Origin of the sequence: Pseudoalteromonas sp. OF5H-5, assembly GCF_021530695.1 — a bacterium.
In the GTDB taxonomy this organism is placed as follows: Bacteria; Pseudomonadota; Gammaproteobacteria; order Enterobacterales; family Alteromonadaceae; genus Pseudoalteromonas.
Genome location: NZ_JAKGBF010000030.1, coordinates 1 through 26271 on the forward strand (window position 1 = coordinate 1; position 26271 = coordinate 26271).

14 protein-coding genes are annotated in these 26271 nt (G+C 43.9%); 2 read left to right on the plus strand and 12 right to left on the minus strand.

Annotated features, from left to right (window positions below):
* On the minus strand, positions 1-1840 hold a 1840-nt coding region (locus L1271_RS23810; protein ID WP_268833163.1), incomplete at its 3' end, for a contractile injection system protein, VgrG/Pvc8 family.
* Positions 1841-3493: 1653 nt separating this feature from the next.
* On the minus strand, positions 3494-4507 hold the full coding sequence (serB, locus tag L1271_RS23815) for a phosphoserine phosphatase SerB (RefSeq protein ID WP_235368942.1): 1014 nt from the start codon (positions 4505-4507) through the stop codon (positions 3494-3496).
* Positions 4508-4602: 95 nt separating this feature from the next.
* On the opposite strand from serB, the gene L1271_RS23820 reads away from it, so the two are divergent.
* Together L1271_RS23820 and L1271_RS23825 are read left to right on the plus strand one after the other, a co-directional pair.
* Entirely contained in the window at positions 4603-5259 is a 657-nt protein-coding gene (locus tag L1271_RS23820; protein WP_010379158.1) for an AhpA/YtjB family protein, read from the plus strand.
* Positions 5260-5328: 69 nt separating this feature from the next.
* Positions 5329-6057, plus strand: a complete 729-nt coding sequence (locus L1271_RS23825) for a thioesterase II family protein (RefSeq protein ID WP_102056226.1) — start codon at positions 5329-5331, stop codon at positions 6055-6057.
* A 461-nt stretch (positions 6058-6518) separates the two neighbouring features.
* On the opposite strand, the gene L1271_RS23830 is transcribed toward L1271_RS23825, so the two are convergent.
* The 10 genes from L1271_RS23830 to L1271_RS23875 all read right to left on the minus strand — a co-directional run bounded on the left by L1271_RS23830 (position 6519) and on the right by L1271_RS23875 (position 26250).
* On the minus strand, positions 6519-7322 hold the full coding sequence (locus L1271_RS23830; protein ID WP_235368943.1) for a TatD family hydrolase: 804 nt from the start codon (positions 7320-7322) through the stop codon (positions 6519-6521).
* A complete protein-coding gene (pdxH, locus tag L1271_RS23835) occupies positions 7288-7929 on the minus strand; it encodes a pyridoxamine 5'-phosphate oxidase (RefSeq protein WP_212748167.1) in 642 nt (213 codons plus the stop codon). Before pdxH ends, L1271_RS23830 begins: the two co-directional genes overlap by 35 nt.
* A 68-nt stretch (positions 7930-7997) precedes the next feature.
* Positions 7998-9740: an arginine--tRNA ligase gene (gene argS / locus L1271_RS23840; RefSeq protein ID WP_235368944.1), complete on the minus strand. Its 1743-nt coding sequence runs from the start codon at positions 9738-9740 to the stop codon at positions 7998-8000.
* Between the two features lie 24 nt (positions 9741-9764).
* Positions 9765-11354: a peptide chain release factor 3 gene (gene prfC / locus L1271_RS23845; RefSeq protein WP_010604443.1), complete on the minus strand. Its 1590-nt coding sequence runs from the start codon at positions 11352-11354 to the stop codon at positions 9765-9767.
* A gap of 608 nt (positions 11355-11962) precedes the next feature.
* Positions 11963-13534, minus strand: coding sequence for an NAD(P)-binding domain-containing protein (locus L1271_RS23850; RefSeq protein WP_235368945.1), 1572 nt, complete (start codon positions 13532-13534; stop codon positions 11963-11965).
* A gap of 47 nt (positions 13535-13581) precedes the next feature.
* The gene (locus L1271_RS23855; protein ID WP_010604446.1) at positions 13582-14412 is read right to left on the minus strand and encodes an amidohydrolase family protein; all 831 of its coding nucleotides are present in this window, start codon (positions 14410-14412) and stop codon (positions 13582-13584) included.
* Positions 14413-14433: 21 nt separating this feature from the next.
* A complete protein-coding gene (locus L1271_RS23860) occupies positions 14434-15423 on the minus strand; it encodes a methyltransferase (RefSeq protein WP_206471712.1) in 990 nt (329 codons plus the stop codon).
* 271 nt (positions 15424-15694) lie between these two features.
* On the minus strand, positions 15695-16687 hold the full coding sequence (locus L1271_RS23865) for a TauD/TfdA family dioxygenase (RefSeq protein ID WP_102056220.1): 993 nt from the start codon (positions 16685-16687) through the stop codon (positions 15695-15697).
* A gap of 15 nt (positions 16688-16702) precedes the next feature.
* Positions 16703-17641, minus strand: a complete 939-nt coding sequence (locus L1271_RS23870) for a TauD/TfdA family dioxygenase (protein WP_010604449.1) — start codon at positions 17639-17641, stop codon at positions 16703-16705.
* Positions 17641-26250: a non-ribosomal peptide synthetase gene (locus L1271_RS23875; protein WP_235368946.1), complete on the minus strand. Its 8610-nt coding sequence runs from the start codon at positions 26248-26250 to the stop codon at positions 17641-17643. The genes L1271_RS23870 and L1271_RS23875 overlap by 1 nt, the downstream gene beginning before the upstream one ends.
* Positions 26251-26271: the final 21 nt, after the last annotated feature.

The window sequence follows — 26271 nt, forward strand, 5'->3', positions numbered from 1 at the left end:
TGCCAGAGCCACTGCCTTTAATCGTGATATTGCCTTGGCTTTGAATGAGTTGACTTCCAGCCGGGGCGGTGATGGTGAGATTGTTGTCTGCCTTGAGGTTGATATCACTTTGGATAACACTGCGATGACTGCGACCGGCCTTAAGGGTGATATTTTGTTCGGCGCTGACGTCAATTTGATTGGCGGTGACGTCTAGGTTGGTTGCGGCATCGGCAATCACCGACTTTTTACTCTCCAGTGCCAGTTGTTGTTTGGCGCTGGCGATAAAGGTTTTATTGGTGAGTAGTCGAATTGCGCTTTTAACACTGCCAAGTTGTATGTCTTTGGCTGCAAAAATATTCATCGCGCCAAGTTGCGCAAGCCAGTGGATATAAGGCTGCTTTTTATCCCCATGTAACACCAAGTGTTGGTTGCCTGCTAGAGTTTGCAACACAATATGCGGGGTTTTTGGGGTGTCATCAAACATCAACAGGTTTTGGCCGCGAGAGCACAACACGTTTTGGGCGTTATTGGCGCTAGTAACAACAGATGGTTGCGTGTCATTAAGCGTAAACCCTAACAAGTAACTTTGGTCAGGGTCGTTGTTCATACAACCGATGAGCACATTACTGTCTGGCAGCAGTGGAAAGTGTAACCCTGTCGGTTGCTTTTGACCACGACAGGCATATTGTGTGAGGCGCTTTACCGATTCAGTCACCTGACTATCAAAATGTACTTGCGTGGCATATTGCCCTTGGGTATCTAAATGAGGATTGGCCTTTGAACCCGACAGCGAGCGCACTGTGGCGGTAAATACCATCGGCTTGGGGCTATGCTCTGGGGGCGCGATACGTATTGGCTCACCCCGTGGTACACAAACCGACTCGCTATGATGCGCAACTTGCTTAGGGTCATTGGCACTGCCTTGCTTATAAATCTGTTTACTGCGAATACAGGTATAATCGCCACCTTTTGCTGTGCCCAATTTACCATTTAACGAAAACGAATAACCGGCATTGGCTTCGGCTACGTTTCCTACCAGCGTGACTTCATTTTTACCTTGTTGATAGGCAAGCTCGAGATTGCCAGTGCGCTCAAATTGCTCAGCAGGATTTTGTGCAGCAGGCTCAAAATAGCTGCGCTGCGCCGAGCTGACCGAGGTTGGTGGATGGGCATTCATGTGCACTTGTGAGCCACCCATTTTAAAACGATGGCGGCTTTGGCACTGCGTAAACCCAACAAAGCCGGTTTCATGTTCGTGCACCAGGCCATCTTTATCCGTTACCGACAGCAAGCCTCGCTCAATATAGGGGCTTGCAAGATTCCCCTCGGCAATCACTATCGACTCAATAAAGTCATGGCATTCAAACCAATAAATTAAGCCGTACTTTGCTAATAGTCGGGTGAAAAAGGTGTAGTCGTTTTCTAGTGCTTGTACGCACTGCGGTAGCGTGGGTAAATCTTTAGTGACTCGCCATTTTATCCGGTCTTGTGAATAGCCGGCTTTTTGTATCAGCTTATTGAGAACAGACTGGACATTGGCTTGTACAAAGATTTGGCTTTTTTCTGTTTGCTTAAGTAACTCAAGGCGAGGCTTTAAGACCACCTCTGCACTACAGGTGTGCTCAGACACAAAACCAGATTGGATATCAAACAAAGTCCCAGTGAAATATGTTGATATTGCATCTGGTGACTCAATTTCAAACGTGAGCATATTGCCGACGAGTAACTCATCAGCCAGGTCAAATTGGGATTCTAGGTTCGCTTTGAGTAAAAAGCCGCTATTGATACAGGTCGTGAGCTCAAAATCGACGACATGTACAGGATGGTTAGTACCATACACCACAATCCTTGTTTGCATTTTTTATGTCCACTGTTGTTGGTTAAAGCCGTTCCACCAATACGCAATACGACTTCCTAGTGTGCTGCGATTGGTTTTTATTTGCGCGCTATTGTTACATAAAAGGCAAGCATTTTTAACTCATTTTTTTATTTAGCATTCGAATGCTTATTGGGTGTGCTGGAGAGAGGAAAGTAGCGCTGATTGTTAATTCTGATTTTATCTCCTGAAGCAGCTAAGTCGCTTACAAGCACCAAAAGAACTTATCAGCGCCTTGTGTCTCCCTCATCACACCCGAAAGTAAATTGCCAATGAGTCATTTCAACGCATGGATGCGTGAAAAGCGGTGATAGGCCAAGGATAGCCCTTACACCGCGGTGACGTTCATATTGGCAATTTACTTGAGGAGTCAGTGTGATGTTGGGAGTGCCCTTTCTTTTGCGCAACGATTCTTTGGGCATCAAAGAAAAGTAAGTCGTAGCCAATGGATGGGCGTCGAAACCTGTCAGGAGGACATATTAACCTCACCCTCCATGGCTCGTATCAAAGCGCATCCATGCGCTCCTCGTTCATTCTTTTTAAACGACGAAAAAGAACGAACCAAGAAAACGTCGCCCCAGCATCACACTCAATCCTCAAACCCTAAGCCGACATAGTGCAACCGCCTTGTAAGGCACATCCCTGTGCCAGACAAGGCTTGGCCGACATCCTGTCGGCACATTGCATATCGACTTATGCTTTTCGGGTGTGATGGAGGGGGAAATAAGTTGTCTGTTAGCTGTCCACAAAGCTATCAGAAACATAGTTGCTTGCAAGCACCACAATAATTTATCAGCGCCTTGTGTCTCCCTCATCACACCCGAAAGTAAATTGCCAATGAGTCATTTCAACGCATGGATGCGTGAAAAGCGGTGACAGGGCCAAGGATGGCCCTTACACCGAGGTGACGTTCATATTGGCAATTTACTTGAGGAGTCAGTGTGATGTTGGGAGTGCCCTTTCTTTTGCGCAACGATTCTTTGGGCATCAAAGAAAAGTATGTCGTAGCCCATGGATGGGCGTCGAAATCCGTCAGGAGGACGGGCTGACTTTACGGTAAATTTAGAGCTACCAGCCGTTAGCAACATAAACCTCCATGTTTAATATCAAAGCGCATCCATGCGCTTCTCGTTCATTCTTTTTAAACGACGAAAAAGAACGAACCAAGAAAACGTCGCCCCAGCATCACACTCAATCCTCAAACCCTAAGCCGATATAGTGCAACCGCCTTGTAAGGCACCTCCCTATGCCAGACAAGACTTGGCCGACATCCTGTCGGCACATTGCATATCGACTGATGCTTTTCGGGTGTGATGGAGGGGGAATACGTTGCTTGTGAGATCGTCTACGATTTTAGCGATTAAGCTGCTTTAAAGCATTGCAAAAACTATCAGCGTAGCCTCCAAGCTCACAGTGTAAATAGTTTTGTGGGAGGCGGTTCACCCGCCGAGAAGTATGCTTTTCAGGTGAAGAAGAAGTGCCCTTTCTTTTGCGCAACGATTCTTTGGGCATCAAAGAAAAGGTAGTCGTAGCCCATGGATGGGCGTCGAAATCCGTCAGGAAGACGAGCTGACTTAATTCATAGTCTCGAGTGATTGGAGAAATCACCCTCCATGGTACGTCTCATAGCGTATATTATTTCGGCACACCTAGCAAATATAACAGTTGTAACAAAGATCCTTCACAAATAGCCGCGTCGGCACTTTCTACCACTTTTGGCTTACCATGGATTGCCACACCTAGCTGGGCGTTTGCCATCATCACTAAGTCATTTGCGCCATCACCAATGGCAACGGTTTGAGTCATTGGGATCGCATACTGAGTTGCGAGTTGACCTAGCACTTCTGCCTTTTTGTCGGCATCTACGATATCTCCTAGCACTTTGCCGGTGAGGTGCGCGTTTTCCACCTCTAGGGTATTGGCAAATACAGCGTCTAGCTGGAGTGGCTCTATCAATGATTCTGCAAACCATGTAAAGCCACCCGAGGCGATGGCAATATGCCAGTGATGCTGCTTGAGCGCCTGACACAACAGCTCTATACCGGGCATTAGCGGTAAGTTTTCTTTTAATGATTGAATTTGTGATAACGGTACGCCAGAGAGTGACGCAACGCGGCGATGTAGACTTTCAGAAAAAGAGAGTGCCCCCGCCATCGCCTGTGCGGTGACAGAAGCCACTTCATCATATCGGTCGGCCAATCGAGCAATTTCGTCAATACATTCAATTCGAATTGCGGTGGAGTCCATATCCATCACAAGTAGCCCCGGTTCTTCTAAAGTAGGTGCTTGCGTTATAATCGCACCCTGCGCATTAATGCTTTTTGCAAAATCTCTTACTTCAGCCTTGCTCGGCAGTTGCGATGCGTTAAAACGCATGCCCAATGCAACTGGGAGCTGTTCATGAGGTTGATATGCCGTAAAATAAGTTTGCTCGATAGCAAATGTTCGAAGAAATTTCTCAACTTCCAGAAGGTGTTGCAATTGTATATTTGGGCCAAAAAAGCATATTGATTGAGTTGTCGTCTCAGGTAATTGATTTACTTGTGTGAGGCTTGTGTTACCTTGGCAACTATACCAATGATCCAGCGCCATATGTTCCTGAATTGGTGTGTTTAGTTCACGATTAGCGAATTGAATGATTGACGACATAAGTTGCTCCTTGATAGCGTTAAGCCGATTTTTAACATGATTGCGCTAAGCTGTCAGCACTGGACCTTAGCAAAAGCGGGCAATATGCGATAAATATGAAAAATTTACATGTATTAGAAGTGTTAAACTCGACCAGAGGGCGTAGATTATTTCGCCTGTGCATCGCCGCGACGTGTTTAATTATGGTGACTTGGCTTGCGTTTAATACCAGCTTTGAATCTCATCGTTTGCTCCATAATGGCGCAGACCTTACCGCAAGAAGTCTCACCAAGCAGCTCGCAAAAAATGTGGCATTGCCCCTCTCTCGCAGTGATACGCCAAGGCTCAGCGCACTGGCAAATCACCTCGCTAGCGATGACTTTGTGCTTCAAGTCGCAATTTATGATTATCAAGGACGCTTTGTTGTTGGTAACGACGGTAATTCCTCACCCACAGATTATCAGCAGCTACCTCAAACCTTACCGGGACTGAGTAAAACCAAAAGCATTATTTCTGAACCAGTATATACGCCAACCGGACAGCCTCTTGGGTTCGTCAATATGGTCTATTTGACAGAAGCTGCTATGTCACAAAGCCACTCTCATTTCCACGAACTTGGACGAGTCGTTTTACTGATGCTGGTGATTACGATGGTATTCACATGGCAAATAGGTCGAGCATTAAAACGCTGGGAAGTAAAACGCAAAATTCGCAAGAAAGTAAAGATGCTTCCTGCGCCTGAAAAACGGGCAGAAGAATTAGAGCAGGGGTAAAGCTGTTAGCATTGTAATAAAGTTGATAACATAATAGTTAACCTAAAATAAAATCGAACAACAAAGGATATGAATAGTAAACTTTTTATTACCCCAAAACCCAATCCAAACGCTGAGTTGCGACTATTTTGCTTTCCCTACGCGGGTGGCTCCCCAGCAATATTTACGCCATGGATCGAAAAGGCAAGTGAATGTGTTGAGCTCGTTTTTGTGCAGCTTCCGGGGAGAGGGGCTCGACTGGTAGAGCCAGCAATAGACAACATGCCGGATATTATCTCTGAACTCATGGTACACCAAGACTATATGACCAGTAAGCCTTTCGCGTTTTTTGGACATAGTCTTGGTAGTCGCATTTCATATGAGCTTGCTTTTCAATTATTAGACGCAGGCTTACCTACTCCACGTAAAATATTTGCTTCTGCGAGTCGTGCACCGCATTGCACCTCAACTAAACGCCATTTACACGGTCTGCCACATGATGAGTTTATTGCCGAGCTACGTGACTTAAATGGCACGCCAAAAGAGATTCTTGAAAATAAAGAACTAATGGAGTTACTGGTACCATTGCTTAGGGCCGACTTCAAAATAGCAGACACCTATGTCGCAGAGCAGCGAGCTTTACCCATCCCTATCCATGTTTTTCATGGTGTTGATGATGAGATCTTGAATGAACATGTCGCAGCATGGCAAGAGCTAACAGCACAACCATATCAGCTTACTGAGTTTTCTGGTGGGCACTTTTTTATTCACCAATACGCTGATGAGATGATCTCAATTATTAATCAGCAATTGGCTTGAGTATTGTTGGTGTTATGCCGGGAGAGCATAAAGATCGCCGGGTGAACCGGCTCCTACACCTGCTTTTCTATTGCTGGTAAGTATGGTTTTATATCGCGATAACAGCGTAAAGATCGCCGGGTGAACCGGCTCCTACACTTGTTTTTCTATTGCTGGTAGGTATGGTTTTATATCGCGATAACAGCATCAAGATCGCCGGGTGAACCGGCTCCTACACTTGTTTTTCTATTGCTGGTAGGTATGGTTTTATATCGCGGTAAAAGCATAAAGATCGCCGGGTGAACCGGCTCCTACACTTGTTTTTCTATTGCTGGTAGGTATGGTTTTATATCGCGGTAAAAGCATCAAGATCGCCGGGTGAACCGGCTCCTACACTTGTTTTTCTATTGCTGGTAGGTATGGTTTTATATCCCATTTGTGATATTGACTCGTAGGTCGAGATTTATCTCGACATCATCAATTTAGCCCAAGCCGAACAACTGTGTGGTATTTCGATAGAGGGCTGAGGCAAGCTCGCTTGGTGTTTCGCTTCGATATTCACAAAGCCTGTCAAATACTTGGACGACTCGCTTAGGAGAGTTCGGCTTCCCCTGATAACCATGTAACGGCATCGACGGCGAATCGGTTTCCAATACTAGGCTTTCAAGCGGCAGCTGTGATATTACCTGCGCTGTTTTTTCGCCTCTTGGATAGGTGATTGTGCCACCTACTCCTAGCTTAAAACCCTGAGCGATATAATATTCAGCCTGCTGTTTTGAACCTGAAAAGGCGTGGATCACCCCGCCATACTGTGGCTTAACACGTTTAAACGCGGCAGCAATTAGGTGATGACTTTTACGGTGATGGACGATTAGCGGAAGCTTTACCTGATTACTCAGTGCGATATGCGCTTCAAACAGTGCAATTTGCCGCTCAAGTGCATCGCAAGTTGTATCAATACCGCACTCTCCTATCGCACACAGTTGGGTACGATTGTGTATTACATACTCTACCAACGCGGTCATATCGTCGTCGCAATGTTCGCCAATAAAATAAGGGTGTAACCCCGCGGCGATTTCACATTGTGGATGATGTGCTTGAAAATCAACAAGCTCAAGAGACTGCTTAAGAGTAACGCCAGGCACCACAAAGCGTTCAACACCATTGCTGTGGGCTGCTTTGATATGCGTAGCTAAATCATCTGCCAACTCGTCAAAATCGAGGTGACAGTGACTATCTATAAAGGCGAATTTATGGGTTGAGCCGCTCAATTTCCCAACTACCATCGGCTTGCTTCACATACATAAAGCGATCGTGAAGACGGTGCTCTCCACCTTGCCAAAACTCAACTTTAGTCGGTTCCACGCAATAACCGCCCCAAAAGTCAGGTAGTGGGATTTCGCCTTTAGCGAATTTGTCTTTCATGCTACTAAAGGTTTGCATCAAGGCTTGACGAGATGACACGGGGCGCGATTGCTGAGACGCCCACGCTGCAAGCTGACTTTCTTTTGGTCGTGATAAGAAATACTTGGCAACACGACTGGTTGGTAACGGAATAGCTTCACCGTACACAATAACCTGACGCTCAATTTCATGCCACGGAAAGTGTAAGCATATCTTGTTGTTTTGTTTTAATTCTTGCGCTTTGCGTGAACCGGTATTGGTAAAGAAGACAAAACCGTGCTCGTCTACATGCTTGAGTAAAACAATGCGTTGAGACGGCTGACCGTGCTCGTCGACCGTAGCGACGACCATCGCTGTTGGGTCAGTAAAGTTAGCATCAATCGCCTGCTGTAACCAGGTTTCAAACTGCGCAACAGGTGTGTCTTTTAGCATCTCACGACGTAAACCATCTTTGGTATATTCTCTGCGAATGTCTTCAAGTTTCATCACAATTTCCTTAACAAAAAAAGCCGCTATAAAGCGGCTTTCAGTATACATTAATGCAAGTTAAAACGAACTTACATTTGCTCCATCACTTCGATACCAAGCAAATCTAGGCCGGTTTTCAGTGAGTTAGCAACCAGATTACATAACAAGAGGCGACTTTCGCGAACGTCTGCTGCTACATCATCTTTCAAAATTGGGCACGCTTCATAGAATGTCATATACAAGCTCGCGAGCTCATATAAATAACTACATAATACGTGTGGCGTTGCTTCGCTGATCATCAGATCAAGTACTTCTTCCAATTGCAGCAGTTTGAGCGCAAGTGCCTTTTCCTGTGGTGCTTGAATTTGAATGCGACCAGTTAGGCTAGTGCTATCCATGTTTGCTTTGCGGAAAATACTACGCACACGGGTATAGGCGTACTGCAAATATGGCGCTGTCGCCCCTTCAAAGCTCAGCATCGTATCCCAGTTAAAGATATAATCGCTGGTTCTGTGCTTTGACAGATCGGCGTACTTCACTGCACCAATACCCACTTTACGCGCGATTTCTTGGCGTGCTTCATCAGATAAGTCAGAAGCTCTGTCAGCAAGTTTTTCTGTCGCACGGCTCACTGCTTCGTCAAGTAAGTCTGATAGCTTCACCGTACCGCCAGTACGAGTTTTAAACGGTTTGCCGTCGTTACCCATCATTGTACCGAACAGGCTCGGCTCGTAGCTGGTTTTGTCTTTTAAAAGACCCGCTTTACGTGCTGTGATCTCAACTTGGTTGAAGTGTAAGCCCTGACGCGCATCAACAAAAATTAGGATACGGTCAACATCTAGCTCATTTGAGCGGTAATCACAGGCGGCTAAATCCGTCGTTGAATATAAGAAACCACCACCTGATTTTTGCACGATAAATACGGAAGGTTCACCGTCTTTATTTGCCAATTCGTCAAGGAATACGACTTGAGCGCCCTGATCTTCAACCGCAATGCCTTTCTCTTTTAATAGCTCAATTACACCGGCAAGACGGTCATTGTAGGCACTTTCTGCCATGATATTATCACGCGTAAGCGTCACATTTAACTTGCCGTATACTTCTTCAGAATGTTTAACTGAGGTGTCGATAAACATTTGCCATAGCTTCTTACAATGCGCATCACCGCTTTGAAGTTTGACTACGTAATCACGGGCTTTATCGGCAAAACCGGCTTCGTCATCAAAGCGCTTTTTCGCATCACGATAAAAGCTTTCAAGATCCGCAAGTGCGACATTTTCAAGGTCAACACCTTGGTTTAGCAAATCTTCAAGGTGTGCTATCAACATACCAAACTGGGTACCCCAGTCGCCCATGTGGTTTTGGCGAATAACGGTATCACCACGGAACTCAAGGGCACGTACAACAGCATCACCAATGATAGTTGAGCGCAGGTGACCTACGTGCATCTCTTTAGCAAGGTTTGGCGAAGAAAAATCGACCACAACTTTGTGAGGCGTAGCATGTTCAGCAACACCTAGCTTGGCATCCGTATTTGCCGCCTCTAGGCTTGTGGCTAAAAACTCAGGCTTGAGGTGAATATTAATAAAACCAGGGCCTGCGATTTCCGTTTTTTCTGCAAGATCAGCAACATCTAGGTTGTCGATGATCTTCTGCGCCAATTCCCTTGGATTGGTTTTTAGGGCTTTGGCAGCCCCCATCGCACCGTTAATTTGGTAATCACCAAACTGAGGACGCGTGCTTTGTGTTACCGCTGGGTTTGTACCTTCAGGGATACCAGCCGCTTGCATCGCTGCATTGGCTTTTTCAATTAAAATACTTTTGATATTCATCTGTTTTCCTTTTATGCGCAGCGATTAGTGTTCACGAGTTTCATGGAACTTCACGTCAGGGTAACGTTCCATAGATAAATTCAGGTTTACGCGACTTGGTGCGATGTAAGTTAGGTTATCACCACCATCTAGTGCCAAGTTTTGCTCACACTTACGGCGGAATTCAGCCATTTTCTTCTCGTCATCACAGCTTACCCAGCGTGCGGTCTGAACCGTTATACTCTCGTAAATCGCATCCACGTTGTATTCAGACTTTAAACGCGCCACAACCACATCAAACTGCAGCACACCGACCGCACCTACGATCAGGTCGTTGTTGATAAGCGGCCTAAATACCTGTACCGCACCTTCTTCAGAAAGTTGTACCAAACCTTTTAAAAGTTGCTTTTGCTTGAGTGGATCTTTTAGACGAATGCGACGGAATAGCTCAGGCGCAAAGTTTGGAATACCGCTAAATTTAAGCGTTTCACCTTGTGTGAAGGTATCACCGATTTGGATCGTACCATGGTTGTGTAGACCGATAATATCACCCGCAAACGCTTCTTGAGCGCGTTCACGATCACCGGCCATAAAGGTTACCGCATCTGCAATACTGACTTGTTTACCAAGACGCACATGGTTCATCTTCATGCCCTGGCTATATTTGCCAGAAACAATACGCATAAAGGCAATACGGTCGCGGTGTTTTGGATCCATGTTTGCTTGGATTTTAAACACGAAACCAGAGAACTTTTCTTCGTCGGCTGTTACTTCACGGTCATCGGTTTGGCGTGGTAGTGGTTTTGGTGCCCACTCAGTTAATCCATCAAGCATATGGTCAACGCCAAAGTTACCAAGTGCCGTACCAAAGAACACAGGAGTTAATTCGCCAGTTAAAAACAACTCACGGTCAAACTCGTGTGAGGCTCCAATTACCAACTCAAGCTCTTCACGTAGTTGCTCAGCTAAGCTTTCACCCACAGCGGCGTCAAGCTCGCTGTTATCTAGCCCTTTGATAATGCGTTTATCTTGAATCGTGTGACCTTGGCCTGTTTGGTACAAAATCGTTTCGTCACGATGGATGTGGTAAACGCCTTTAAATTCTTTACCACAGCCAATTGGCCAAGTAACCGGTGCACACATGATGTTGAGCTCGGTTTCGACTTCATCAAGTAGCTCCATTGGGTCACGAATATCACGGTCCAATTTGTTCATAAAGGTAACGATTGGCGTGTCACGTAATCGTGTTACTTCCATTAGTTTACGAGTACGATCTTCTACACCTTTTGCTGCATCAATCACCATCAAGCATGAGTCAACTGCGGTTAGCGTACGATAAGTATCTTCAGAGAAATCTTCGTGTCCTGGGGTATCAAGTAGGTTCACCAAAGCATCATTGTATGGAAACTGCATCACGGAAGTTGTTACCGAGATACCACGCTCTTTTTCCATTTCCATCCAGTCTGATTTAGCGTGTTGATTTGAGCCACGGCCTTTAACCGTACCGGCTTTTTGTAACGCCTTCCCGAATAAGAGTACTTTTTCGGTGATAGTGGTTTTACCCGCATCCGGGTGCGAGATAATTGCAAAGGTCCTTCGCTTGTTGATTTCATTAAGAAAATCTTGGGTAGCCATGTATAAATTCTTTTAGTTTGTACACGGATTTGTACATATTTTCGGAAGCACGCTCTTTCTTGCCCTTCGCTTGTCAAATCCGTCATGTTAATCGTAGTTGGCCGCTATTTTCGCTGATCTTGACTTTATAAACAATCAATGTTTGCCGAATCGCGTACTATTTAACCTGAACTTCGGATAATTAATGCCTTTCTAGCAGAAAGGCTATTTACGCTTATTGTACACCAACCTTGCTATTGAAACCGTCACTTACCTTTTTTGGTTAAACAACATAGCGAAATATTTGTGTAAAGTTAGGAGCTCAACTCCCGTTCCTTACTAGCGACAAGCTACCTATGTCCATATGAGTAAGGCAATAACCTTGCCCTTTAGTAGTTCCAAATAAATGAGAAATATTTAACGCAGTTAGCATCAGATTTGATTCTTCAAATTGAGCAAATAGTAAGACAAATTGGTATTAAACAGCACAGCTCAACTGGCGCTCGTACCAACATTTTAATCGACACCTTAAAAGGTGATGGAATACAACGCATGGGGAAAATTTGTTTTGCAGGACTCAAAAAGAAAGCAGCCCCGAAACACTTGCTTTGGGGCTGTTTCATAGGGGATTAGGCCAACTCTTCAGTTTTTTGTACTAAACGAATTGCTTCATTGATAAAAGATTGTAGTGGGTGTAAGTGAATATCTTCTTTCCAAATAGCCAATAGATCCTCAATAACGTGGTGTTCAGAAACTAGCTCCGTCCCTTGATACTCTCTAATTATTGGATGAAGAAATTGGCTGTGATCTGAAGCCGCGACATTTTCTCTATGGATCCGGTTGGCAGTAAACGGGTCAAAGTCCGCATCTATACCATATTCTAGTGTTACGGTGAAAAACTGTCTTTTCTCTTTTGCTAAAGATTCAAGCACATGATTTATGGGTAAAGAAAAACCATAATGTACTTTGTCACCATCTGGGTAAAAATAATCACCTATAAATCCAGGCTGCTGCCACATAGCACCGGACTCATTAACCTGATCAAGCACGAGTTGAGCAACATCTTCGTTGTTACAGGTAACTTCAGGGTAATGCTCGCCCTGCTTTTTGTTTAATATCGTATTCAATGCTCGACTATTATATCTAAACCCGTGAATAAATCCTGATGTCGCCATTTTATAATCTAACGAATGGGTCAAAGTACCCGCAAAATACATATTTTTTTGATTAACCGATTCAAAATCGTTATTTAATTTTGGATACTTATCTTTGATTGTGAGCTCTGGCTTCGTCTCTTCACTAAACAAACTAGTATCAATAGCAAACCCAGTACAACAAAGTACTTTGTCATACCATAGTTCTTCTAGCTCCCCTTCAGCATGCTTGTATTTAAATAATACTTTAAAGCGTTGATTTACGCATTCAATCGACATAATCTCTGCGTCCAAGACTGCATTTTGCGATTTGAGTTGATAGGTATCAAGCACGTTGTTATTCACCGCTCTCAAATGACCCACGTAGTGTGTTTTCCATGCAAAATTTACAGAATTAGGACTACAAAGGTGGATGATGGCTGCAGAGGAAACTAAGTGATCGGCAGTTTCAAAGGCTGAGTTACCTTTACCAATCACTAGTACTGTTTGGTTTTCATAATCCTTTGTGTCAATTGACATCTCAGTATAGTTTTCAGCTAACTCAATTCCTTTAATCTGTGGGATATGTGGTTTCAAAAAGCCACTTGCAACGATTAACTTCTTAGCAAGAAAAACGTTCCCATTTTGATCTGTTAGCTTATATAGTGCACCTTCCTTATCTATATTAACAACTCGAGTGTTACATCTCACTTTAATGTCAAAGTGATTTACATAATCTTGCAGATACGTAACTAAGCTGTCTGCCTGAGGAAAAAACTCCTTATCATAATCTTTAAATAACAAAGAATAATCATCAGACAACAATGAATTCCAGTCATGCCTCATATTGAATTCAGGGTTGTCGCTCCCAGTGAATCGCTTATTTATTGAAATTAATTTACGATGCCTCGGAAACTTTTTATAAAAATTCCCCGGTTGCTCACCGGCTTCCAAGATGAGGTAGTCTTTTTGGTCACGCTCAAAGTAATATCCTAATTGTACCCCTGCAGGTCCGGCCCCAATGATAATATGGTCGATATGTTGCGTGTTATGTTCAGTACTATTCACGGTTAAACTCCAAATTTTTGATGACGGTTGAGTCCAAGCAGTGATGCTTAAAAATCTCTACGAGTGAGCAGACTTAATGCATTGGTACGCATTATTTTTTGCAGTTGCACTTCACTCAATCCAGAGTGTAAATAGCGCTCAACTAATGCCTCATAATTGCCACATACAGGCCAGTCTGAGCCAAATAAAACTTTGTCTACTACTTTGGGGTTACTACGAACCAACTCAGTCACCACATCGATTGGTACTAACGCAGTATCAATAAATGCATTTGGGTACTTAGTAATTACTTCAACAGATTCTTTGTACCAGTGCGGCTTACCTGCATGGCACAATACGACTGCCAACTCAGGACATGCCTCAAAAATAGGAATAAAGTCCGCGGGGTTACAGTACATTTGTTCTGTATCTTTTTGAGCCGTAAACCCGGTATGAAACATGATCACCACTCCATGCTGTTCACAGAGTTTATAAATTTCCATCATGTCACTACTTAATGCATCAAAACCATGATCAGCAGGATAGAATTTAAACCCTCTGACTCCAGCCTCTATACTTTTATGAAATTCAGCTATCGGATCCTTGTGATAATTAGGATTAACACTACCAAAAGGCACTAAACTATTGTTATCTTTACAACGGTTAGCGATCATTTCACTGGTAATAGAATAGTTTGTACCCGGCCCACATTCAGCCAGAATAATCCCTGTGCTTACACCCGCGTTTTGAAGGTAGGCAGACATTGCCTCACCATTTGAAAATAGCTCCTTAACATCAGCCCCATCTTCTAACGGAATTTTTTGTATTAAATCTTGGATGTCTTCACGCAGTTGCGGGAAATCACCCGCATGGATATGAAAGTCGATAATATTATTCATGGTATTTCCTTTTGTATTTTTTTATAAACTACCGGTTACGATATGCCTGTCAGTCCCTGTTTCTATCAGCTCTACACAAGAGAAACCCGCCTGGTGTAAAAGAGATTTATACTGCTCAAAGCTACGATGTGCGCCTTCGGTATGGAGCATCATGTTTAAGTGCATTACAGCAGTTGAATAGCGACTTCCAGCAACATCAAAAAGTCTTTCCAAAATGAATACTTTACCGCCACTTCCGGCGGCCAACTGAGCGTGAATTTTAGTGAGGATGGCTACTGATGAATTCTCATTCCAATTAGATAAAACGTTGCTCAGCAAATAGTTATTGCCATTAGGTATCGAGTCTTCAAAAAAGCTGCCAGCTTTAAATCGAATGCGGTGAAAAAGGGGATTATCATTACAATACCTATCAAACTCAGAAGCAACCTCAGGAAGGTCAAATACTGTAACGCTTTGTGCCTTGTTTGCAGCGATCAGCATACTGGCTACTGCACCTGCACCACCACCAACGTCAACAACATCTCCGAGTGCGTCAGGTAAAAATGAGATTAAGGGTTGGCCTGAGCAGTGACTCAGCTCCCACATCGCAGCAGCAAAACTATAGCTTTTGTCTTGGCTGTATATATCATCATAAGGCGAGCGAGGTTTTTCCTCACCAGTCAAAAGGTTTTCTAATTTAAATATGGACTTGCGACCTTGATCGCATACAAATTGAGTGAAGTTTCCTAAATAACGTATGTGGGTTTTATCGAAGAAGGGAAGATAATAATCCTCAACAGCGAAGCCATCACCACGTTCCGTGAGAATATCTAGTGCATTAAGCGTCAATAACATTCGATGCAGAGCTTCAGGTGCTAGGTTCAGCTCTTGCGCTAGCTGGCCGATATTTGTTCCTGGTGCCTGAACTAACCGTTCAAATATGTTGTATTTAAAACACAGAGCAAGTAATTCAGTAACGACATAACCATATAAATGCTTGTCGTACTCCTCAAGACTATACAATTCTTTCATTTTCCTTGCCTACCTATAGACAGTACTTGTAATTAATTCGCTAGGAATACTTGAACTGCAGTAAAGAGAAGTCGTTACATCAAGTACTTGGCTACATAGCTTGAAAGCAAGGAGGGGCAGAAAACACTCGCCTGACTTTCAGCGTTTAGCTGTTCAATCATGATTAAAAATGTGTCAATAGTGACCAAAACTGAACACTTTGCGAACAGGTTAACATGTTAATTTAATTAATTTCAAGTAAATAAATAATTTACAAATGATACAAAATGGTTCAACTTTTCATATCTGCCATCGCCACTACAACTTTTCTATTGCCGTCGAATTCATCTCGACCATGCGCAATAATGCGGTTATCAACCATTACGACATCTCCTTGTTGCCACGTAAACCGCACAGCGCAGGATTCATAGGCCTCTGCAATCAGCTGCATTGTTTCATCAGAAATAACACTCCCGTCTGCAAATGTAACATTTCGTGGTAATCGATCTTGCCCCAACAACTCAAGCAAAACGGCCCTCACCTGAGGTTCTAGACAAAATGGGTGATGTAGTTGTACTTGGTTGAAAAAGCTTACTTCTTCTGGAGATAAGACCAGTACGCCAGCCGTTATGAACTCTGTAGTTATCGTATCGTCTGCGTCGTGACTAAATGTTAACCCTAGCCGTTCACAAATAGTTTTGACTTCATCAAGGCTGTCTGTTTTGAAATAGTCCTGCCAAGACACGTCGAACCCAGCAGAGAAGTTACGCGTATATTTCAATCCCTTTGCTGAAAAATCCTGCTTGATATGTTCCGGTAAAGCCTTGTATACAGCACGACAATCCACTAATGGCGTTGCCCCTCCGACAGCCGCTGGCTGTTCACAAAAAAAGAATTGTTTTGTTGGCCAAACCCCAGTATTGGAACTTTCATTATGGAAAAGTATTTTCATGTTATTAGGGTATGGTGTGGACTTGTATATTTTCTTACCAACCTCTTTTTTCGGTAAATCGCCATAGTTACCGTAAAGGTCAGGACAAATGGCTGCGGCAAATGCTTCAAAGTGCTCAGGAGTTGGTAATGAGAAGTCTCTAAAAACCAGTGCAGCATCGCGTTGCAATAAATCTAAAATAGCTTCCCGATTTGTACTTGCCCATAAAACGGGATCTGCTATTGCGATACCGGACAAAAAAGTAGGGTTAGTGACCGAGGACGGCGTTAAGTTGGACTCAATCAACGTCGCGAATGACTTAATATCAGCACCATCTATTATTGTATCTACCATTACTCTCTCCTGAAGTTAGGCCATGCCTACAAGCACTTTCCTGGCACCTTCAAAAGGTTGCCGGCCATGGGTAAAACGTAAGTTATCTAGCAGTAAAACATCGCCTTTTTGCCAATTGAAATGGAACATTTCCTGTTCATAAATTTCCCGGATTTTTGCCAAATCAGCTTCCGGAATGTCACTGCCATCTCCAAAGTAGGTATTTCTTGGTAATCTTTCAGTGCCAAACATTGATAAAAAACTCTGTTTAGTTTCAGGGTCAAGGCTTGAAATGTGGAATAAATGAGCTTGATTAAACCAAACTTTAAAGCCATGTAGCGGGTGTTCAATTGCAGCTTGATTAACCTGCTTGGTCCGCAACTCATTATCAAACCATTCAAATTCAAAACCGTTTTCATGACAAAAACGTTCAACATCCTCTTTACTGTCGGTTTGAAATACTTCAGTCCAAGGCAGATCAATGTCGCTATAGTTTCGTACATACATGATTTGCTTAGATTCAAATTTGGCACGGATCTCCGCTGGTAATTTTTCATATACCGCACGACTGTCAGCCAACGGTGTCGCTCCGCCTTTTCCTGCCGGTAACATACAGAAAAAACCTAATTTTTGAGGCCACTTATTCGCATAAGAACATTCATTATGCTGCGGTATCACTTCGTCATGGTGATACTCAGTGGCAGTGTAAACATTTCCTCTAAGTTCGGTCCTAGGCGTCGAGCGGTATTGGTACGAAGCTAACTCACAGCCAAACAACGTGCTAAGCGCTTGCCCAAACTGCTTACTACTCACAACGTTTAAACCTCGAATGAGCAGCATTCCGTGCTCATCTAACATGCCATTGAGTTGCTCCTTATGCTGTGTCACCCAATCAAGTGATTTCATACCTGACAACTCGACTTCAAGTAGTACTTCTCTATCTCGTGCTTCGGGTAGTGGTTTAGTCTTTAACATTATCCAGTTACTCCTTCATTTTTCTTATTCTTTCGCTTTAAACTCTGTTTTATTAGATCGGCTATCATGACTACAGCATCACCTTCGAGTAGACCGGCATGTGTGGTCTCAAATTCATGCACCTTCAGCGGCTGTTTAAAGGCCTGAGTAAATGACGCAGGCTCAATCACCCCGCCTTCTGAAGCAGTCGCTTTAAACAACTCAACGGCTAAATCTAATGGTTCTTGCATCGCCTGAGCAGTCGCCAAACTACGCCCTAAATCAACCCCAAATTGCAACGCTGCGGTTAGCACATCGCGTGAAAGTGGGAAATCAGGTTGTGAGGAAAATATTGACTCAATGATGGCTTGCATCAGCTCATCGTAGCTGTAGCTACAAGTTGGTGCTAATTTCGTGGCGATATGCTTATCAATATAGCGAGCGCTATTTAACAGATAATCATGGTTACTTTTCACTTTTCGAGATATGCCTATCGGAAGTGAATCTATCATGCCTAAATAGGCAACATTCCGGCCTCGTTGCTGTAACGTAGCAGCAACCAAGTGCGCGAGTGTGCCACCAGCAGACCAACCTATGATCCTATAAGGCCCCTTTGGTTGCGTAACGAGGATTTCTTCTACATAACGCTCAGCTAGTTGCTTTGCAGAATCAAATCGATAGTCAGACTGGTAATTGTATGGCGCTTGTAACCCTAGTAGCTGATATTCAGGCTGCAATTTAGCTGCCAACTGGCGATAGTTATCAACACGCCCCCCATATGGGTGGATCGCGAAGATAACTTCTTCAGCTTGTTGCCCCAATAAAACAACTGACTCTGGCTGTTTCGGTGCTTGGCCTTGACCTTCAACCAATTCCACGACCCCAGCAATGGTATTGATTTTGCTCATTTGCTGAGCTGCTATTGTGATCCCTTGCTTCTTCAACAAGCCAATCACCAAAATCATTTTTACGGAGTCACCACCTAAATCATAAAAGTTTTCTTCGACTCCTATCGTTTCAGCATCGCAGCCCAAATATTGCGCCCAAGCTCGAGCAACGGTTAATTCCAAAGGCGTTTCAGCTCGTTTTTTCTCAACATTCTTTTGCACACTTGGCAATGCACTTTTATCTACTTTTCCGTTGCTTTTTAATGGGATATCTTCCACAAAGACAATCGCACTTGGTACCATGTAGTGAGGTAGCCATTGCTGGGCAAGATTTAATAGATTACTTTGTTGCTCCACAGCACCAGCTTTGAGCTTGATGTAGGCCACCAAAGTTTGCTCGCTGTTAAGTATGACAACGGCGGTACTAACACTAGGTGAGCGCAGTAAAGTTAGCTCGATCTCTTCCAGTTCAACGCGGAAACCACGAACTTTGATTTGATTATCTTTACGCCCGACATATACCAAATCTCCACTTTCATCTCTATATACCAAATCCCCCGTGGCGTAACGACGCGAACTATCGGACGCCCAAGGGTCAAGAGTGAAATATTGATCCGTTAACGACGATTGTTTTATGTATCCTAAAGCAACACCGCTTCCTGATAAGTACAGCTCACCTACGATGCCATCAGGCACCAACTCTTTGTTATCATCCAGCACACAAGCGCGCATTCCTGAAATAGGGCGACCTATCGCTATTGGCTTAGCATCCACATCATTAATAACCTGTGTACATGCCCCAATGGTAGTTTCTGTTGGACCGTAATGATTAATTACTTCCACGCCATCATTAAGTAGCGTACGAATGACTTGACGAGCATCGGATTGAATAGCTTCACCACCCACGAATACATGGTTTAGCGATGTTAATTTTCCATCATAATGCGTTAACAGTGCAGCCAATAGACTCGGAGTCAGCTTAATCACATTAATCTCACGTGCAAGGATATGCTGGGTAAAACTATCACCGCTTTGGATCAACTCTCGACTACCTATATCTACACTACCTGCTGTCGCCAACGCTAGAAGTATCGAGGTGTAGCCCAAATCTGTGGCAAATGAAGTAAGGAGAGCAAAGCGACTATGTTGGGCAATCGCGTGTCGAGATAACATGGCATCAACGTAATGGCTTATGTTGCCATGACTCACGGCCACTCCTTTAGGTTTACCAGTTGTGCCCGACGTGTAGATAATATAAGCGATATCATTAACGTGAGGGATGTCCCCCTCAAACTCGATATGTTCAGAAGCTAGTTTTGTTATGCATAGCTGTCGTTGAGACTTGGTCATTGCATGTTGAGTAGTGGGCTCAGTGAGCGTTAGGTCTAGCTGTGCATCTTGAGCAATGAAAGCTAGACGCTCTGCTGGCCATTCCTTTTCCAATGGCACAAATGCAGCGCCAACTTTAAATGTCGCTATAATTGAAGCTAAATAACCCACGCCCTTTTCGAGACAAATTCCAACCCGACTTTGTTTACCGATACCGTTTTCTGATAACTGTGTAGCGATTTGATTAGCAATTGTATTTAATGCTCGATAATTCGTACTTACCCCATGGCTATAAACAGCTTCAGCCTCTGGATAACTGGCAAATTGATGCTTTAAGGTAGCAATAAAACTCGGGGAAGTTTGCGTTTGTCTGCCATAACCACTGTTCACTAAAACAGCTTGTTGCTGCGCTTTGGTTAGCCAAGTTAATGTCGATATTGGCTTATCTGATCCGTGTGACATGGCCGTAAGGATTTCGCCAAGGCAGCTACGAAGCTGTTCTATCCCGTGTTTTGAATAATGATTACTATGGTACTCGAACTTAATCTTGAGTACCTCGCCATGAGAGGCTATCAAAGAAAGAGGGAAATTGTTGCCTTGCTGCGATTCAATATTTTTGATTTGCAGTGACTGCTCTGTGTGCCTACTCGCATCGGATAAAGAGCGAGGATAGTTCTCAAATACTAATAGGCTATCAAAGAGGCCGCGACCGGCATGTTCACTAGATAACTTTTGAATTTTTGATAACGGAAAATAACTGTATTCATCTCTTTCAATATAATCTGATTGGAGCTGTAGTAACAGCTCAGATACGCTCAGCTCTGAGTCAAGAGAGATGACCGCGGGCACTGTGTTAATAAATAGCCCCACCATTGACTCTACCCCATTCAAATCTGCAGGGCGGCCGGATACGGTTGTACCAAACGTAACCTGTTTACTGCGGTTTGCTCGACTCAACAATAAAGCCCAAGCAGCTTGCAATACAACATTCAGGGTGGTGCGCGTTTGCTTTGCAAGTAGAGTTAACGCATTAGTTTGCTCGACTGTCAGTTGTAAATATTCCCTCGCAACCACATAGTCAGGCTGCTCTAGGTAACGAGAAAAAGGTAAATGACTTCGTTCAGTAATTTGACCCACTTGAGTACGCCAAAACTGCTCAGCTTTATCACTATCTTTACTTTGTAGCCAGGCGATGTAATTTTTGTAAGGCACGGCTGGCGATAGTTGTATATCTCGCTTGTTACTTAATGCATGATAAATCGCTAATAGCTCGGAGAAAACAATACCAGAACACCAACCGTCGATTAATGCATGGTGCTGAGTCCACAAAAGCTGATAGTGTTGGGGCGCCAATTGCCAAACCGTTACTCGTACTAAAGGTGGCATATTGACATTAAAGCCTTCCGCCTTGTCTTCAGCACGCATTTGATTGACTATCGCTTGTTGTTCCGCCACATCTAGTTGACTTAAATCAAACTCTTGCCAAGGTAATGTCACCTGTTGATGGACAATCTGATTGATTATTCCTAGCTCTGACGTTCTAAATCCAGTTCGAAAAATGTCGTACCTATCTACCAGACACTGCCAAGCAGCACGCAGATGGCCGAGATCAACCTCACCAATCACTTCCATAAATAGCTGGTTGGCGTATGCACCACGCTCCAAGTTACTATGGTATAGCATCCCTTCTTGCATTGGCGTTGTCGCATAAATATCTTGAATAGCTTGGCCTTGCGTCCAGCTTTTTAGCTCTTGCGGCTGGACAGTTGCCAACGGAAAATCCGACGCCGTAAAAATACCGGCTTCAACATCACAGCAGTGCTGAATAATCTCTTCTAAACTTCTGACAATTAGCTGGTTTAACTTTTGGAGAGACTCGCTGGAGTAACCGTTTTTGTCATAGCTCAAGTTGAACTGTAATTGCTCGGCCAAAATTTTACCGTTGAAGCTAAGCCCGTGTGTTAACTTTCTATGAGGGCTGATAGCTCGCCCGGTACCTTCCTCTACAGCAAACAATAGCGATTGCTCATTGATAACCTGCTTAAATTGGCCTAGATAGTTGAATACAATTTCAGCGTGAGGTTCAACATTACTCCCCAACAGACCTGCCCGAGCTAATAACCCAAAGCCGAGTCCTTTATTTGGAATGGCACGGTATTGCTCTTTTACTGCACAAATTAGCGCTTCAAGATCTCCATCAGGCGCTTCTAATGTGAGTGGGTATGAGGTAGTAAACCAGCCGATAGTGCGACTGAGATCATGGCCGCTATCAAGCTCTTCGCGACCATGCCCCTCTAAATCTATGCGCATGATAGACTGTTCCGACCAAAGACTAAAACCACGTAATAGCGCTGCAATGAGTAGCTCATTTATTTGTGTTCTATAAGTGCTATTAGCTCGTTGCAACAACAAGCTTGTATAATCCTTATCCAATGCAAACTGTAAACTACCAACAAACTCATTACTTATGTATGCCTCACTCGTCTCACCGCGCCGATAACTAGGTACAGGTAGCGCTAACTGCTCTCGCCAATAAGCAATTTCGTTGGCATTCTGTTCTAGATTTGGCCATGAGTCTAAATACTCGCACCATGTTTGATAAGCGGTGGTCTTTTGCCCAAGCTCAAATAGAGCATGATGAGTGGGCTCTTGGCTCTTATCTAAACAGCGCTCAAAGTCTTCCAGCAGAATACGCCAAGAGACTCCATCTATAATAAGGTGATGGCAAATAATCAGCAGACGCTGCTGCTGTTTTGGATCAGTAAACAAGACCACTTTGAATAAGGGGCCAACTGTAATGTTGAGGCTTTGCTGTAACTCATCCGCAATACCTGTAATTGAATTTAAATTATCAACATTGATTACGCTTAGTACTGCGTCAATATCAAAACTTGAAGTGTCAGCAAACTCACCAACCCAACCAGTATCTTGATGTTTAAAACGCAACCTCAGTGCATCATGCTGGACCACTAAGCATGTAACAACTTGGGTCAGAAACTCTTTAGTTAACTGGATTTGGCAACCGAGCATAACAGCTTGATTAAAATGATTTAGTCCAGCCTCATCCATAAAAAAAGCTTGATGAATAGGCAGTAATGGTAAGGTTCCAGCACTTGGCTGCTGTGAGACCTGCTGTACTTGTGAAGTCGAAACATGGGCAGCCAGTGCAGCTATGGTTTGGTAGGAGAACAACTGCTTAACAGAAAAGTACAATCCAACCCTTGCGGCTCTCGACACTAGCTGTATAGACAAGATCGAATCACCACCCAGTTCAAAAAAGTTACTCGTAACACTTAGGTGTTGTGGTGAAAGTCCCAGCAACTGAGCATACAACTCAACCAGTTGATGCTCTATATCATTGCTTGGCGCTTGGTATGATTCTTGTTGCGCCAACATATCTATTTTGGGTAGCGCCTGTTTATCAACCTTGCCACTTTGGGTGACAGGCAGTGCATCAAGCACAGCAAAACCTGCAGGGATCATATAATTGGGCAAACGCTCATGCAGTTGTGCTTTCACCGATGCAATAAGTTCACCGTCAGAGCCAACTACCTCATCGCTCGCTACAATGTAGGCTAGCAACCTACGCTGTCCCGCAGCCAATTCTTCAACAACAACTTCTGCCGCGGTTACACCAACAGCTAACAGTAGTTGCTGCTTAACTTCCTCAAGCTCAATCCGGAAGCCTTTAATACTCACTTGATCATCAATACGTCCCAGATATTCAAATTCTCCGCGGCTATTTTGCCGCGCAATATCTCCAGTAAAATACCACCGCCCCGCCCCAAAAGGGTTCGTGATAAATTTTTGCAAAGTCAGCTCTGATTTATTCAAATAACCTAAAGCCAACCCACTTCCCGCTATCACTAACTCTCCACACAAGCCTTTCGGTAAAGGTTGACCGTCGCGACTCGAGACAAATAGCTGGGTGAAATCTACAGGATTACCAATTGTGACCTGATGCTGGGGTTTTAGCTCAGCAATACTGGCACACACTGTAGACTCGGTGGGCCCATACGCATTAAACATAGGGTATCGCCCAGCCCACTGTTCGGCCAAACCTTCATCGCAAGCCTCGCCTCCGACCAACAGAGCTTTAAAATCATAATTATCATGATAAGGAAGGTGGCGAAGAAGTGTCGGCGGCAACAGTGTGTGAGTAATACTTTGTTGCTGTAAAAACGAGCTTAGCTGTGCAGGATCGGTTTTACATTGCGGATCGCAAAAATGTAGACTGCCACCATTTAATAATGCCCATTGCCATTCCATGATAAAAGCATCAAAGCTAATAGTGGCAAATTGTAGTACTCGGCAATTAGAGTCAATTGCAAATCGCTGTCCCATATAGAGCCCAAATTGCAAAGCACTTTGCTGCGAAATGACAACGCCTTTGGGATTGCCTGTCGAACCCGAAGTGTAAATCACATAACTTGGTAGTGTAGATGGATCACCTTGGTGGGGCTCAAAGCCTTCAGTAACATAATGATTTAATATTCGTTGCTCAAAATCATCATCGAAACATATGACCTTGAGGCCATCACGCTTGTCGAGCCCTATCTTTTCTTCCGATGTGATCACCAATGACACTGATGCATCATCAAAAATATACTGTAACCTCGCCTTAGGTAAATCAGGTGAGACAGGTAAATAGGCTGCTCCAAGCTTCATAATGCCCAAAATAGTATATATTAAGCGCTCATTCTGAATCATACTTACAGCCACAATATCGCCAGCACCTACCCCCAACTCTTGAAGATGTATAGCCATTTGTGTCGAGGCGCTATCAACTGTTTGATAGCTAATGTGGTTATTTTGCGATATTAACGCGGTTTGGTTATGAAGCTTTTGGGCCTGCGCACTAAAATGAAGATGAACATGATCTGCTAGTGGCTGACCTTCAAACTGCGGTTGGTTGGGAGTAACTAGCTTCGTGCGCTCAGCATCAGTGATCATATTGATGCGACTTAAGGGCAAACTAAGATCATCGCAATTTAATAGGGAGATTAGGGTACATTCAAAAAATTCAGCAAATTGTGTTATCGTTTCAGGCTTAAAAATAGCACTATCATAAACCCACTTGATTTGGCCACCTTGCTCACCCAAAGCAACGTTAATATCTATATCAAATTTAGCTACCACCCCTTTGCGCTCAATAGGTAGTAACTCAAGGTGAGGTAGCTCTAATGCAGTGTTTTGACCGCTCGTTGTACTTAGCAGTACCTGAAATAATGGGGTGTATTGGGCGCTTCTGGCTGGCACGCAATGCTCAACTATCTGCTCAAAAGGAATATCTTGATTAGATTGAGCATCTAAATTAACTTCTTTAATGTGCTCAAGATATGCATTAATACTAGACGCATCGACATTTGCTTTTAAAACGAGCGTATTAACAAAAAAGCCAACCACTTGCTTCAACTCTGATTTCATTCGGTTAGCGGCTGGCGTTCCCACTACAAATTCGGCTTGGTTACTACAGCGTGCCATCATAAGATTCAGCACTGCATGAAATAACATGAATGGAGTCAGTCCATGCTCCTTTGCAAACATCAACGCTCGACGGCTTACGCTGCCTTCGAGTCGTCTGGAAAGTTTAAGGCCTTGATAGCGTTTAAAATCTGGCCGTGGATAATCCATGGGTAGACGATGAACGGCAGGCATTCCTTCAAGTTGATGCTGCCAATATTCAAGTTGCTTTTGCAACACTTGCTGATCCAAGTGTTGGCGTTGCCAAAGTGCAAAATCACCGTATTGTATCTCCGGTTCAACGACACTCGCTGGGCGGTCATCCAGTTGAGCCTGATATTCTGCCACAAATTCACGCGTGACAATTTCCATCGACCAACCATCAGAAGCAATATGATGCATACTAAACAGTAATACCCCAACAGCCCGTTCTTGCTCGCGTGGCAAAGAGATATAACTTGCTCGGAGCATCACATCGGTACTTAAATCGAACGGTTTTTCACATTCGCGCTGGAGTAACTCCTCCATCGTATTCGCATTTGGTGCACATTCGTCACGGCTCAAGTCGTAAACTGTCATTGCAAATTCAGGAGTCGCTTGAATAATCTGAATAGGCTCTCCGTCCTTGTCATCATATGTCGTTCGAAGCACTTCATGGCGGGTGATGATCTGTTGTATTGCCTGTTGGGCCGCCACAACGTTAAACTCTCCTCTAACGGTGAAGCCTCCGGAGATATTATATTCTGCGCCCTGGTCAGAAAGCTTATCGAGAAACCACAGGCGTTGCTGTGCGAACGATAAAGGCAAGGTGTTAGACCCTATTTGCCGAGCTGTAATTTTGCTTTGTTTCTTAGCCAACATCTGGGCGCGCTTTTGCTCTGCCAACTTTTTAATCAGCGCGGCTCGCTTGCGATTTGACTCTGCCACTGACTGTGTATTCTCAATATCCATTTTCGTTATACCTATTTTGTT